Below are 14,446 nucleotides of genomic sequence, written 5' to 3'. Positions count from 1 at the left end.
AATGAAAAAACCACTTCTGTCATCTCGAACGGAGCGAAGCAAAGTGAGAGATCTTGTTCCAAAAGTCAGAAGATCTGGCACCGGCCACCCGGCTCCCGTTGGTCGAAATGACAATGATGTGAAAAAAAAAATAGGACTGGTGAGACGCTATGCTATCGGTATTTGCTAAGGAGGTCAATAGTTTTCTGAATTCGCTGATCGCCTACATCGTGATTGCGGTGTTTCTGGTGGGCATCGGCATGTTCACGTGGGTGATTCCCGAGACGAGCATCCTGGAGTGGGGCTTTGCCGACCTGGATACGCTCTTCTCCATGGCCCCGTACGTGTTCCTGTTCCTGATTCCGGCCGTCACGATGCGCTCCTTTGCGGAGGAACGAAAGGCCGGCACGATGGAGCTGCTCCTCACCAAACCCCTGACTGACTGGCAGATCATCCTGGGGAAATACTTCGCGTGTCTGGTGCTGGTCGTGCTGGCACTGTTGCCCACGCTGGTGTACTACTACACCGTCTGGGAACTGGGCAACCCGCAGGGCAACGTCGATTCGGCGGCGGTGATCGGCTCCTACCTGGGGCTGTTGTTATTGGGGGCGGTGTTCACGGCCATCGGCTTGTTTGCCTCATCGCTGTCCGACAACCAGATCGTCTCGTTCGTGCTGGCGGTGTTTCTCTGTTTCGTGATTTACGAAGGATTTGCCGCGCTGGCGTCGATCAACGTGTGGGGACAGGCCGCGCGCCTCATCGACCAACTCGGCATCGCCTACCACTACGCCACCATCAGCAAGGGCCTGATCGACTCGCGCGACGTGCTCTATTTTGTCAGCGTCATCGCTGTGATGCTGTCCTCCACGCACCTCGTACTGGGGAGTAGGAAGTGGTAACTAGTTCAGAGATTACAATGCAACCAGGTGACATTATCTCATACCTCGAAATGTGTACAGCAGAAGGGCATTCTTTACAGAGAGGAATGAATTTCCGGGTTGGAGGAAAGACAAGTGTTATTCTGATTTCTTTGCGCAAAGGTGCTCCTTATGCAGACCGAGTGGAAGAAGACGGCAAGGTGCTCATTTATGAAGGACATGATGTGCCAAGTAATTTGGCAGATACTCCCAAGAAAGTAAATCAGGAAATGTATACACCTTCCGGTTTGTTAACTCAAAACGGAAAGTTTTACAGAGCTGCTAAAGACTTCAAAGAAGGAAATTCTGTAACTGAATTTGTAAAGGGGTATGAGAAGATTAAAGACGGAATTTGGGTTTATAGTGGAGTTTTTCAACTAGTCGATGCATGGATTGAGGAGATTGATAAGAGAAATGTATTCAAGTTTAAGTTAGTGACAACCGATAAAACCATTCAATTAAAAGAAGAGCGAGCAAAGGAATTAAAATATGTTGAGCATAATCGGATGATTCCTACTTCCGTGAAGCTGGAAGTATGGAAAAGAGACAAAGGAAAATGTGTTCAATGTGGTAGTACTAATAATTTGCATTTTGACCATATACTCCCCTTTTCTAAAGGAGGAACTTCATTAAAAGCTGAAAATATACAACTGCTTTGCGCTCGGCACAATCTTCAGAAAAGCGATAGAATTATGTAACAACGGAATTAATTCCGTTGCTAGCAAAATATGAAACATGCCAAAAACCGCTCGAAACTACCGTGATGGATTGCAGTACGCCGTGGCGCTGGTCGTCATCGTGCTGCTGAACATCATTGGCACGCAGGTGTTCTTCCGGCTGGACCTGACGGAAGACCAACGCTACACGCTGAACCCGGCAACCGAGACGCTGCTGGAGGAAATGGACCGCCCCGTGCTGGTGGACATTTACCTGGAAGGCGAATTTCCGGCGGGCTTCGCGCGGTTGCAGAAGGCAATTCGGGAGAAGCTGGACGAGTTCCGGGTCTACGCGGGCGACAACGTGCAGTACCGGTTCGTGGACCCCAATGCCATTGCCGATGCCAAGGAACGGGCGGCGTTTTACCGCGAATTGCAGGAGAAGGGCGTGATCCCAACCAACCTGGTGGACCGCGAAGGGGCAGGACGGAGCGAGAAGGTGATCTGGCCAGGAGCGATTGTCCGCGTGGGCGACCGGGAAGAACCGGTGATTTTTTTGCAGGGCGACCAGCGCGCCTCGAACGCGTCACCGGAAGCCCGTCTGAACCAGTCGGTGGAAGGGGTGGAGTACCGCCTCGCGTCGGCCATCCAGCGGGCGACCCTGACGCAGCGGCGGAAGATCGGCCTGATCCGGAAGCATGGTGAATTGGACGATTACGAGACCTACAGCCTGACGCAGGACCTCCAGCGCATCTACGACGTGCAGAAGGTGGACCTCGACCAGCAGGTGAGCCTGGAGGGGTTCGACGCCATCATCGTCGCGAAGCCCGATTCGGCCTTTAGCGAACCCGACAAGTTCAAGATCGACCAGTTTGTGGTGAACGGAGGCCGGGCATTGTTCTTCGTCGATCCGCTGGCAATCGAGCTCGATAGCATCGGGCCGGATGGGACGGTGGCCTTTCCGCTGGAACTCAACCTGCTCGACCTGTTTTTCAAGTGGGGCGTGCGGATCAACCCCGACCTGATTCAGGACCTGAATGCCGCCTACATCCCGATGTTCGTCGGCTACATGGGCGACCAACCACAAATGCGCCCGATGCCGTGGTGGTTCTTCCCGCTGGCCAACCAGTTTGCCGACCACCCCATCACCAAAAACCTCGATGCGGTGTACCTCCGCTTTGTCAGTACCATCGACACGGTCAAGGCCGACGGCATCACCAAAACGCCCCTGATGTTCACCTCGCAGTACTCGCGGATTCGGCCGTCGCCCGCGCGGGTCAACTTCAACGAGGCCCGGTTGCAACCTCAGCGGGAGCAGTTCCAGGCGGGACCGCAGGCCGTCGCGTACCTGCTCGAAGGGCGCTTCCAATCCCTCTACACCAACCGCCTTTCGCCGGTCACGGTCAAGACGTTCGAGTTCCGGGAGCAGAACGAACCTTCCCAGGTGCTGATCGTCTCCGACGGCGATTTGCCCCGCAACGAAGTGAACCGCGACCGGACCGACGCATTTCCGCTTGGCTTCGACCGGGTGTCGGGCCTGACCTTTTCGAACCGCGATTTCATCATGAACGCGCTGGAATACATGCTGGACGAAGACGGCGTGGTGCTGGCGCGCAACAAAGAGATTGCCCTCCGCCCGCTGGATGCACCCCGCATCGAGCAGGAACGGGTGCAGTGGCAACTGCTCAACCTTGTGGCACCGCTGGCGCTGCTGGTGCTGTTTGGGGTGGGGCGCTATTTCTGGCGCAAACGCAAGTACGAGCGGAAAGCGCCGACGTTGACCCAGGCCTGAGCCCTGCACATCACCGATACGGGCGGCCGCTCTTCCGGAGCATTTTTCTGATCATTCTTTGTCGACCTGTGAGCGGCCTCGGTGTCGTACGCGGGTCTTGTGCCTCGCTTGGGAGGGAAGTAGGTGGTTCTTGATGAAATTTCAAGAAACCCGCGTTGTACTTTGTGTTTATTTGGTTTTAGGAGGATTTTGCTGGGTAAATGTTAACGACCTTCGGGCAGTATCTGTCCGAAAGTGTTTTTTATCTAGCGGTTGGCCTATACCTTAGCGCATCCACCATTTTTTTACTCCCAACAAATCAATTCTTCATGATGCAAAAAAAGCTACTAGTTCAGGTAGTAGGAGCCTTGTTGTTGCTGCTTCCTTGGGTGGGGCCCTTGCACGCGCAATCGCGTAGCGTCTCGGGAACCGTAACGGATGCCAGCACCCAGGACCCGCTGCCAGGGGTGTCGGTGCTGGTCAAAGGCACGACCATCGGTACCATCACCGACATCAACGGAAAGTACGTGCTTTCCGTACCACCCGACGTCAGTACGCTGACGTTCTCGTACGTGAGTTACGTAACAACCGAACAGGAAATCGGCGCGCGGTCGGTGATCGATGTCACGCTGGAAGAAGACACCAAGGTGTTGCAGGAAGTCGTCGTGACGTCGTTCGGACGGGAACAGAAACGTCGCGAACTGGGCTACGCCGTCCAGGAAGTGGAGGGCAAGCAGCTCGCCGAAACGGTGCGTCCCAACATGGTCGACGCCTTGCAGGGGCGGATCGCCGGCGTTCAGGTCGGTTCCACCAGTGGCTCGCCGGGGTCGTCGTCGTCCATCATCATCCGGGGGGGGACGTCGCTCGACGGCAACAACCAGCCGCTGTTTGTGGTGGACGGGATTCCGGTCGACAACACGACGCTGCGCGAAGGGTATCTGTTGAACGACGGGGCCAACCGGGGCGGCGATTACTCGAACCGCATTGCCGACCTGGACCCGAACGACATCGAGAGCGTAACGGTGCTGAAAGGCCCTTCGGCAGCCGCCCTCTACGGTATCGACGCGGCCAACGGGGCCATCGTGATCACCACGAAAAAAGGCAAAGCCGGGCAGATGGCGGTCAACTACAACAACAACTTCCGGTTCGAGCGCATCACCCGCTTCCCCGACCGCCTGGAAACCTACAATACCGGCGTGGGCGATTCGACCTACAACGGCACGCTGCAACGCTGGGGTGCGCCCATTCCGGCCGGGACGCAGACCTACGACAACCTGGAGAATTTTTTTCAGACGGGTTTTATGCAGACGCACAACCTGAGCGTGAGTGGGGGCAGTGAGCGGGTCAACTTCGTGTTGTCGGGGAACTTGCTCGACCAACAGGGCTCTATTCCCGAAACCGGCTACCAGCGGAAGTCGATCCGGGCCAACGTGGGCGCGCAGCTCAGCAGCAAACTCAACGTGACCACCTCGGCCAACTACCTGCGGACGGACGTGGAGCGGGCATCGAAAGGGGACGCCAGCCTGTTGCAGTACGCGCTGATCTGGCCGTCGACCGACGACATGCGCAACTGGCAAAACTCCAACGGAACGTTGCGGCGGGTCTACGAAGATGGCGACGATACGTTCGACAACCCGTACTTCTCGGTGAACAAAAACCAAGTGGGCGACGGCACCGACCGCCTGCTGCTGAACGGTAGTGTCTCGTACGATCCGCTGTCGTGGTTGAACCTGACGGGCCGCATCGGGGCCGACGTGTACAGCACTTTCGGCTACACATACCTCGATCCGCAGTCGTTCCAGTCGTTCCCGAACCGCAGCCAGGCTTCGGCTGTCAACGGCCTGATGTCGGAATACAACATCCAGAGCCATCTGGTCAACTCGTTTCTGATGCTGAACCTGCACAAGTCGTTCGGCGACGTCAGCACCAGCCTGACGCTGGGCAACAACCTGGAAAACCGCACCTACCGTGTCGATTCGTGGTATGCCGAAGACATCCAGGTGCCGGGGCTCTACAGCATCAACAACACCGACCAGAATACCCGCGAAATTGCCACCAAAGGCTACCGCCGGAAACTGGTCGGCCTGTTCGGCGAATTCAAGGCCGACTACCGCAATCTGCTGTTTCTGACGCTGACCGGCCGTAACGACTGGTCGAGCACCCTGCCGCCGCAGAACAACAGCTTCTTCTATCCGTCCGTGAGCCTCGGGTTCGTGTTCTCCGATGCGTTCCAAATCGGCGGACCCTTATCGTTCGGCAAAGTGCGGGCATCGTTTGCGCAGGTCGGGAAAGATGCTCCCGCGCACCAGACACAACCGGCACTCAGCGCCTTTACCCGTACCGGCGGTGGGTTCTACGTGGGCTTTTACGGCCCGAACAGCAACATCAAACCTGAGACGACCGTCTCGTACGAAGCCGGTCTGGAGCTGCGTTTCTTCCAGAATCGGCTGGGCATCGACGCGACGTACTACAACGTGTCGAGCCGCGACCAGATCGTTCAGCCCCGCCTGAGCTACGCTTCGGGCTATATTCTGCAACTGGTCAACGCCGGCGAGATTCAGAACCAGGGGGTGGAATTGCTGGTGACGGCGACGCCCGTCAAGAAAGGAACGTTCACCTGGGACGCGACGGCCAACTTTGCCCTGAACCGCAACAAAGTGGTGGCACTGCCGGGGAATTTCGAAGAGTTCTACCTGTCGGATACCTGGCTGAACGGCAACGCCCGCGCCGGGTACGTGCCGGGGCAGTCGTTCTACTCGATCACGGGTAATTCGTTCCAGCGCAACGAGAATGGCGAACTGCTGATCGGCGAAAACGGCTACCCGATCGAAGAGACCGGCTTTATCGAGATCGGCAACCGCCAGCCGGATTTCACGCTGGGCCTGACCAACCGCCTCAACTGGAAGGACTTCACGCTTTCGTTTCTCTTCGACATCCGGAAGGGCGGCGACGTGTTCAACGCTACGAATCGTCTGCTGACCTTCTACGGCCTGAGCGAGCGCACGGCCAACCGGGGCGAAATGGTGGTGTTCGACGGCGTGCTGGAAGACGGCAGCCGCAATACGCAGGAAGTGCCCCTCGACCAGACGTACTACCAGTCGAGCGCGCGGGGCTACAACGAGTCACTCTTCATCGAGAAAGACATCAACTGGCTGCGCCTCCGCGACGTGTCGCTGGCCTACCAACTGCCTTCGGCGCTATTCTCCAAGACGTTTGTCAAGAGCCTGAGCATCAACCTGACAGGTACGAACCTCTGGTTGTGGTCCAACTATTCGGGCGGCGATCCGGACGTCAACGGCCTGAACGCCTCCGCGCGGGGAAGCGGCGCCATCGGGTTCGACTACTTCTCGGTGCCTCCGCCCATTGCGTTTGCGGCCGGACTGCGTGCTTCTTTTTAACCTTACCAGATTTCGCATCTTATGAAAAAACGATATTCATTTTCTCTGATCGGGTTGTTGATCGCGGGCCTGACGGCGTGCGATGACTACCTCGACATCAACGACGATCCGTACCTGCCGCAGGTGGCCGAGCCGCACCTGTACCTGCCGCAGATTGCCTACGCCATGGCCGAAGGCGAAATGTTCGACAGCCGTTACGTGGGCGAGTACAGCCAGTACTGGAGTTACGTGAACCCGTATTACAACTACGACATGCACGGCAGCCGGGGCACGGCCGACAACCCGTCGGCCGCCGCGCAACGCTGGCGGAACCACTACTGGTCGATCGGCTCCAACGTCAACGAAGTGATGAAAGCCGCCGAAGAGCGCGGGTACGGTGCGTACGAAGGCATCGGCAAGGCCATCATGGCGTGGAGCTGGTTGCAGGCTACCGATACCTACGGACCGATGCCCTACCAGCAGGCGTGGGACAACACCCAAACCAAGTTTACCTACGACACGCAGGAGTACATTTACGGGGAGATCGACAAGCTGGCCGACGAAGCCCTGGTGGCGCTTGAAGCCGCCGATGCGACCGAGGACGTGAACTTGCCCGAGTGGGAACTGATCTACAACGGTGACCTGAGCAAGTGGCGCAAGATGGTTTACGCGGTAAAAGCCCGGCGGGCCAACCACCTTTCCAACAAGGCTCTGTACAATCCCGATCAGGTGATTCAGTACGTCGATAACGCGTTCGAGAGCAACGACGACAACCTGAACATCTATTTCGAAGGGAACAGCTCGGCAACGGCCAACTTCCTGGGGGCATCGCGGGCCAACTACAACAACTACCGGCAGGGGCGGGTGGTGATCGAACTACTCGACGGCACGCAGTTCAACGGCGTGGAAGACCCCCGCTTGCCGCTGATGTTCAACGCCAACCCGGACAGCGACTACCACGGCGTTTCGTTCCCGCTGGGCGATACGCTGGCCGGACAGATGACGGTCACGCCCGGGGGCGATACGGTGGCCAACGCCATTCCGCGGATGTACGGCAAGTACCTGTTCCTGGACGGCGCGCCTTATCCGCTGATGACTTACTTCGAGTTACAGTTCATCAAGGCAGAAGCGGCTTTCCACAAAGGCGATCTGGGAACGGCCCTGGCGGCGTTTCAGGAAGGAGTGCGTTCGCACATGGATTACGTGGGCGTCGATGCAGGAGCCGCCGCCGACTACCTGGCGAGCGATGCGTTGCCGCAAGCGAGCACGGACCTGACACTGGCGCACATCATGTCGCAGAAGTACATCGCCCTGTTTACGAACAACGAAACCTGGGCCGACCTGCGTCGCTACGATTACAGCGGCGACGTGTTCATGGGCTTTGCGCTGCCCGACACGCTGCGCCCCGAAAACATGGGCAAACCCGTAGAACGGTGCCTGCCTACCCAGTATTCGGAATACGACTGGAACCAGGAAAACATCGCCGCCGAGGGCGGACTGGAAAACGATTACCACACCAAACCGCTCTGGTTCACCGAACCGTAAGCGCCGTGGGGTGAATCCATTGCCGAACAGCCGACCCGAACGGGTCGGCTGTTTTGCTTTTTCACCGGAACGAGCCGTTCCAATGGCGTAGCTTTGGTGCGTTTTCCGCCGTAAATCACGTTTGGTTCATGCCCACTTCTAGGACGTCTACTGCTTCGCACCATCGGGTCGGGTTACTTTTTGCGCTGGCGACAGCCGTGACCTGGGGTCTGACGGGCGTGTGGGTCAAACTACTGCCGGGAGTGTCGCTGCTGGGCGTCGTGACGGGCCGTCTGTTTGTGGCGTTGCTGGTGATGTTGCCCCTGTGGCTCTGGCAGCGGCGGCAATCGTTCTACCCACAGCACGCGAATCTGCGCCTCACGTGGGGCCTGAGCCTGATGATGGTGTTTTATTACGGACTGGCGGTGGTGGCCTTTCAGGCCGCGCCGGTGGCCGAAGCAACGCTGCTGATCAATTCCTCGCCTTTGTTTGCAGTCGCCTATCAGCTGCTGCGTGGCGTGCCGACCTCGCGGAACGAGAAAGTGGGCGTCACACTGGCGATGATCGGGGTAGGAGTGATTGTACTACCCGAACTGGCAAAGGCCAACGGCGGCGGGCAGAGTCGTCTGATCGGCGATGCGTGTGCGCTGGCTTCGGCCGGGGTGATGGCGGCATACTCGATCCTTTACCGTCGGGGAGCGGAGCGCGGCGAAGATCCGGCGCCGACGGCAGTGGCGACCGGCACCTTTGCGGCCGGAGCACCGCTTCTGGGGATGTGGCTGGCGCAAAACCCGGAGGAGGTAGCGCGGGTGAGTTCGCAGGGACATCTACTGGCGGCACTGCTGACGCTGGGGGTGATCTCGACGGTGGTGCCTACGTTCAGCTACAGTGCGGCGTCGCGGCGCTTGCCGGTGGTGCTGACCACCACGACCCGCCTGATGACGCCGGTCTTTGCGGCCATTTTTGCGCTGGTGGTGCTGGGCGAAGTGCCGTCGGTGTGGCTGGTGCCGGGCGGATTTCTGGTGTTGGGCGGTCTGTACCTTACAACCCGTCGCCGGTAGAGCCGCGTTCGTCGTGTTGAACTTGTCAGGATTCCGGCTATTTTTGAAGGATACCTACGAACCACCGTGCCGATGTCGGACGAATCCTCTCAGGAAGAATTACGCGAAACCCTGGCCAGACTGATCCGGCAACAGGAAACGCTGCAACGCGAGGTGCAGGCGCTTCGGCAGGAAGTCCACCAGTTGAAAAACGGGGCACCCCACCCGGTTGCGCCGGTCACAGGACCTCGCCCCGGGTCGGCTCCTACTCTGCAAAAAGATCAGCCAACTGCCGTTCTGCCTCAGCGCGTCCCCCTGGCGGCGTCGGTAAAGGACCTGACGACTGCCGATCCGCCGCCGTCCGATGCGTTTGCTGATAAGACTTGGCAGTTCAGCCTGAAAAACCTGGAGTCGTTTGTGGGGGGCAACCTGATCAATAAAATCGGCATCCTCATTCTGGTGATTGGCGTGGGCATCGGCGCGAAGTACGCCATCGACCAGGAGCTGATCAGTCCCTGGGGGCGCATCGGCCTGTCGTATGCCGTGGGGGCGGGGTTGCTGGGCGCAGCGTTCTGGCTGAAGTCCAGGTACTTGGCATTCAGTGCGGTGCTGCTCAGCGGTGCCATGGCAATTCTGTATTTCGTCACCTACTTCGCCTTCGACTATTACCACCTGATGCCGCAGGGCGTGGCGTTTGGCCTGATGGTACTCTTTACGGGGTTTACGGTGGGGGCGGCACTGCGGTACGATCAACAGATCATCGCGCACCTGGGCTTGGTCGGCGCGTACGGAGTGCCTTTTCTGCTCAGCGACGGCTCCGGGCGGGTCGTGGTCTTGTTCGTGTACATGACCATCCTGAACCTGGGCGTGTTGGCGCTATCGCTCAAAACGTACTGGAAACTACTCTATTATGCTGCGTTTCTGTTGACGTGGCTGGTGTTTGCGGGCTGGGTGGAAACGCGCTACACCCCGGCCGATTTTGCGCTGGCGTTCGGCTTCCTGACGTTGTTTTACCTGCTGTTCTACCTGACATTTCTGGGGTATAAGCTCCTGCGCAACGAACCGTTTCAGAAAGACGACGTGCTGCTGCTGATGCTGAACTCGTTCGTCTTTTACGGATTGGGCTACCAGTTGCTAGACGTGCCGGCCTATACACAGGGGCTGGGGCTTTTCACGCTAGCGAATGCCGCGGTGCATGCGGTGGTCAGTGGGCTGCTGTATCGCCGCCGGGGCGCCGACACCCACCTGTTTTACCTGGTGACCGGCCTGGGGCTGGTATTTGCCGCCATTGCAGTGCCGGTACAATTCGACGGCCACTGGGTAACGCTCCTCTGGGCGGCCGAAGCGGCCCTGTTGGCGTGGATCGGCCTGAAGCGGGGCGTGACGTTCTACGCCAAACTGGCCTACCCGCTCTACTTCTTTACTTTCGGTAGTCTGGTCTACGACTGGCTGACCTACCTGGGACGTGACCTGATGCCGTTCCTGAACCTGCGGTTTATGACGTCGCTGTGGGTGCTGACCTCTTTCGGCGCGATCACCGCCTTGGTCAGGTCCGCGAAGACGCCGACGACCGGACGAACCTGGTTGCCATACGCGCTGGGGGGCATGGCGCTGGTGGTGGCTTACCTGGCTTTCGAAATCGAACTGACCACGGGCCTGAACCGCTGGCTGCCGTCGGTGGCGGTGTATGCGCCGGATTACCTGGTGTACGAGCACCTGCACGACTTCTGGATTTTCAACTACACGTTGCTGTTTGTGGCCGTTTGCGTAGGGCTGAACCGCCGGTACCTCACGAGCGAACCGCTGCGCGTCGTTACGGTAGGGGCGGGCTTTCTGCTGCTGGTGGGCGTCGTTATAGCTGCTTGGCCCGCCTGGGAACAACTGCGCGTCGCCCTGACCGAACTGCCGGACGGGGAACGGTGGCGCCCGTGGTATTTCCTGACACGGTACACCCTGCTGCTGTTGGTTGTGGGGCTGCTGGTTCTGTTGAGGTCGGCCACCCGCGTTCCCCTCGGGCGGGTGTCGTGGCGACCTGCCTTTGAAGTGCTGCTGCACCTCAGCGTGTTGGCCGCCCTGAGTAGCGAGCTAGTACAGTGGATGTCGCTGGCGGGGTTTGCCGGCCCCCGCCGGTTGGGACTGAGTGTGCTCTGGGGAACTTATGCGCTGGGGTTGAGCGTCCTGGGCATCCGGCAACGCCGTAAACTGCTTCGCATCGGCGCAATCGTGCTGTTCGCCATCACGCTGCTCAAGCTGTTTCTGTACGATTTGTCCAGGGCGTCTACCCTCGGGAAGACCCTGGTCCTGGTCGTGCTGGGCGTACTGATGCTGATGGTCTCGTTTCTGTACAACAAGTACCGCCACGTCATCACCGAAGAAAAACCATAGCGAATCTCGGGGGGGCGGCACGAAATACTGAAAAATCAGTATTGAGGTTGTTAGCGTGTTTCGCTTCATTTGCTTCGACAACCTCCACACGATGAGGTTCCTGGTCGAATCGCAGGCCTGCCGGAGCGTTCCCGACGCCTGATCGTCTTGCTCTGATCTACACGAGCGCTTCTTCGTCGCTTCCTGCCGTGCTGCTTTCAGGGACGTCGTGCACCGGATGCTAGCTCCCGCGGTCTTATCTTCCGTCCGCTCTTCTGCCGAACGAGTTGCCGCTGCACGGTCCGGCCCGAGCGACCCTTGTAAAAACGCAAGTCCCTGAACGTGAGTGTGCTTTTAACAATCATGAATAAATAGGATTTATCGACTAATGTGCCGGGTCGGGTGCCAACCCATACGCGAAACGAGTATATTCCCTCCTGAGAATCTTCAATTTTTTCCTAACCTCACTTCCATCCTCATGCAACAAGCTTACTTCTGGAAGCGCTTCCCGCTGGCCGGGATAGTCGCTTTGCTCGTACTCACCCATGCGCCAGCGCCGTTGCAGGCCCAGACGCTTCTCGGGCCAAAGGCCAAAGCGTCGAAAGTGGCCCCCGCGTTGGTCGATCTGGCGCAGCCGCAAAAACCAGCCGCTCCTTCCCCCAAACAAAGCCTTCGTACGCTACAGGTTGTTCCGTTTCAACCAAAAACAGGCCTCTTGCAGGTGGTAGACGGATACGTGGTGGTCGAAGCGACCGCAGAAGGCTCCGGCGCTGACCTACTGGCCGATCTGCAGGCGAAAGGCCTGAAAAATGGCGTGCAATTCGGCCGGATGGTATCGGGACTGATGCCCATCGAGGCCCTTACGTCGCTGGACGAGGTAACCTCGCTGCGCTTCATGAGTCCTGCCTACAAACCGTCTACCAACGTGGGATCGGTCACGAGCCAGGGCGATGCCGCGCAACGTTCTGCACTGGCCCGCCAACTGTACAGCGTAAAAGGGCGCGACGTGACCATCGGCATTCTGTCCGACAGCTACAACACGCTGAACGGCGCGGCGGCGGGCATTGCCAGCGGTGACCTGCCCGGACCGGGCAACCCGAACGGTAACGAAACGCTCGTCAATGTGCTGGAAGAACTGCCCGGCGCGGGCTCGGACGAAGGACGCGGCATGGCCGAAATCGTGCTGGACGTGGCGCCAGCCAGCAGCCTGGCGTTTAGCTCGGCGTTTCTGGGACAGGCCAATTTTGCGCAGAGCATTCTGAACCTGGCCAGCGCAGGCAGCGACGTAATTGTGGACGACGTCTTCTACTATGCCGAGCCGATGTTTCAGGACGGCATCATCGCGCAGGCGGCCGATGCCGTCAGCCAAAACGGCGTGCCGTACTTTTCGGCGGCGGGCAACAACTACAACTATTCGTACGAGTCGTTTTTCCGCTACGGGGGGACTCATATGTTGAACGATGTGCTGTCTGGCGATACGCTGGGAACCTACTACCTGCACGATTTCGATCCGGGACCGGGTGTGGATCTGTTTCAGCAGTTCACCATTCCGCCGGGCGGCGACATTCTGCTATCGTTTCAGTGGGACCAGCCCTTTGCGTCCGTATGTGAAGGATGCCCCGGTTCGAGCACCGATCTGGACATTTTGCTGGTGCTGGAAGACGGCAACTTTGCCAGTGTCCTTAGCGTGCTTTCCGGCATCAACAACAACCTGAACAGCGATGCGGTCGAGATTCTGTCGGCCGCTTCCGCTTCCGGCGCTACCGGCTATCTGGCCATCGGCAAGTACATTCCCGAGGATGCCGGCTTTGTGGAGAAACTTCTGCTCAAGTACGTGCCCAGCTACATCAAATACATCAACTTCGGGTTTTCGGACGTAGACGAGTACTTCACCAACAGCAGCACCGTGTATGGCCACGCCAATGCCGAACATGCCATTGCCGTTGGGGCGGTGCGCTACGACCGCACCCCCGTATTCGGGGTAAATCCCCCCACGCTGGAGGTGTTTTCTTCGTTGGGAGGCACGCCCACGCTGTTCAACACGCAGGGGCGCCGCATCTTCCCGAAAGTGCGCAAGAAACCGGAGTTACTGGCTCCGCAGGGGGGGAACACCACCTTCTTTGGCTTCGATTACGAAGGCGACAGCCTGCCGAATTTCTTCGGAACATCGGCTTCGGCCCCGCATGCCGCCGGGGTAGCCGCGCTGATGCTGGAAGCCTCCGATTACTCGCTGTCGCCCAAGCAGATTCTGAAGGCGATGCAACTGACCGCCATCGACATGGACAACCCGTTCACGCCTTATCCCGACCCCGGGTTCGATTTCGCGACGGGTTACGGGCTGTTGCAGGCACACCGCGCCGTGGGCGCAGTACTGGCGGCCCGGTCGCCCTGGCAGGCCAGCACCAACGCGTCGCAACAGGTCGAGGGGCTGCTGGTGTATCCCAACCCGGTGCGCAATCAGTTGAACGTAGACTGGCTCGACCTGGAAGGACCGGCTTCGCTCAAAATGTACGACCTGACGGGTAAGCTGCTGTTGCAGCAGGAGACACAGGCTGGGGTGAGTACTTCGTTCGACGTATCGGACCTGTTGCCCGGCATGTACGTGTTGCAGGTGAATACAGCGCAAGCGCAGCATCAGGTGCGGGTGCTAAAACAATAAAAAGACCGCGTCGGCCTGAGGAGCCGCCTCGGTTGCCACAGGTCCACACAGCGAAAAGGGAAATCTCCCTAACCTGCTGAAAACGCCAAACGGAAGTCCTGCAACGGGCTTCCGTTTTTTTATGCGCACGCTTGCGGCCGAAGCGACAGTTCGGGCTGA

General features: G+C 58.6%; 8 protein-coding genes. All 8 read left to right on the top strand.

The window, feature by feature from the left end:
- Positions 1 to 149 precede the first annotated feature (149 nt).
- The 8 genes from gldF to BLR44_RS11185 all read left to right on the top strand — a co-directional run bounded on the left by gldF (position 150) and on the right by BLR44_RS11185 (position 14,287).
- A complete protein-coding gene (gldF, locus tag BLR44_RS11220; RefSeq protein WP_089681826.1) occupies positions 150 to 878 on the top strand; it encodes a gliding motility-associated ABC transporter permease subunit GldF in 729 nt (242 codons plus the stop codon).
- Between the two features lie 17 nt (positions 879 to 895).
- Positions 896 to 1,594, top strand: coding sequence for an HNH endonuclease (locus BLR44_RS11215; protein ID WP_089681825.1), 699 nt, complete (start codon positions 896 to 898; stop codon positions 1,592 to 1,594).
- Between the two features lie 37 nt (positions 1,595 to 1,631).
- Complete coding sequence (gene gldG / locus BLR44_RS11210) at positions 1,632 to 3,344, top strand: gliding motility-associated ABC transporter substrate-binding protein GldG (RefSeq protein WP_089681822.1); 1,713 nt, start codon at positions 1,632 to 1,634, stop codon at positions 3,342 to 3,344.
- 308 nt (positions 3,345 to 3,652) lie between these two features.
- Positions 3,653 to 6,721, top strand: coding sequence for a SusC/RagA family TonB-linked outer membrane protein (locus BLR44_RS11205; protein WP_176955997.1), 3,069 nt, complete (start codon positions 3,653 to 3,655; stop codon positions 6,719 to 6,721).
- A gap of 21 nt (positions 6,722 to 6,742) precedes the next feature.
- Positions 6,743 to 8,245, top strand: a complete 1,503-nt coding sequence (locus BLR44_RS11200) for a SusD/RagB family nutrient-binding outer membrane lipoprotein (protein WP_089681819.1) — start codon at positions 6,743 to 6,745, stop codon at positions 8,243 to 8,245.
- Positions 8,246 to 8,373: 128 nt separating this feature from the next.
- A complete protein-coding gene (locus BLR44_RS11195) occupies positions 8,374 to 9,285 on the top strand; it encodes a DMT family transporter (RefSeq protein ID WP_143017239.1) in 912 nt (303 codons plus the stop codon).
- Positions 9,286 to 9,357: 72 nt separating this feature from the next.
- Positions 9,358 to 11,649, top strand: a complete 2,292-nt coding sequence (locus BLR44_RS11190) for a DUF2339 domain-containing protein (protein ID WP_089681817.1) — start codon at positions 9,358 to 9,360, stop codon at positions 11,647 to 11,649.
- A gap of 457 nt (positions 11,650 to 12,106) precedes the next feature.
- On the top strand, positions 12,107 to 14,287 hold the full coding sequence (locus tag BLR44_RS11185; RefSeq protein WP_176955996.1) for a T9SS type A sorting domain-containing protein: 2,181 nt from the start codon (positions 12,107 to 12,109) through the stop codon (positions 14,285 to 14,287).
- Positions 14,288 to 14,446: the final 159 nt, after the last annotated feature.

The sequence above is a fragment of the Catalinimonas alkaloidigena genome, assembly GCF_900100765.1.
Classification (GTDB): Bacteria; Bacteroidota; Bacteroidia; order Cytophagales; family Flexibacteraceae; genus Mooreia; species Mooreia alkaloidigena.
The sequence above is the reverse complement of the archived record's forward strand: the minus strand, read 5'-3'. Positions and strand labels throughout refer to the sequence as shown.

Excerpts from the sequence above, each read along its gene's own strand:
- gldF (WP_089681826.1), top strand. The coding sequence starts at position 150 with ATGCTATCGGTATTTGCTAAGGAGGTCAATAGTTTTCTGAATTCGCTG.
- BLR44_RS11215 (WP_089681825.1), top strand. The coding sequence starts at position 896 with ATGCAACCAGGTGACATTATCTCATACCTCGAAATGTGTACAGCAGAA.
- gldG (WP_089681822.1), top strand. The coding sequence starts at position 1,632 with ATGCCAAAAACCGCTCGAAACTACCGTGATGGATTGCAGTACGCCGTG.
- BLR44_RS11205 (WP_176955997.1), top strand. The coding sequence starts at position 3,653 with ATGATGCAAAAAAAGCTACTAGTTCAGGTAGTAGGAGCCTTGTTGTTG.
- BLR44_RS11200 (WP_089681819.1), top strand. The coding sequence starts at position 6,743 with ATGAAAAAACGATATTCATTTTCTCTGATCGGGTTGTTGATCGCGGGC.
- BLR44_RS11195 (WP_143017239.1), top strand. The coding sequence starts at position 8,374 with ATGCCCACTTCTAGGACGTCTACTGCTTCGCACCATCGGGTCGGGTTA.
- BLR44_RS11190 (WP_089681817.1), top strand. The coding sequence starts at position 9,358 with ATGTCGGACGAATCCTCTCAGGAAGAATTACGCGAAACCCTGGCCAGA.
- BLR44_RS11185 (WP_176955996.1), top strand. The coding sequence starts at position 12,107 with ATGCAACAAGCTTACTTCTGGAAGCGCTTCCCGCTGGCCGGGATAGTC.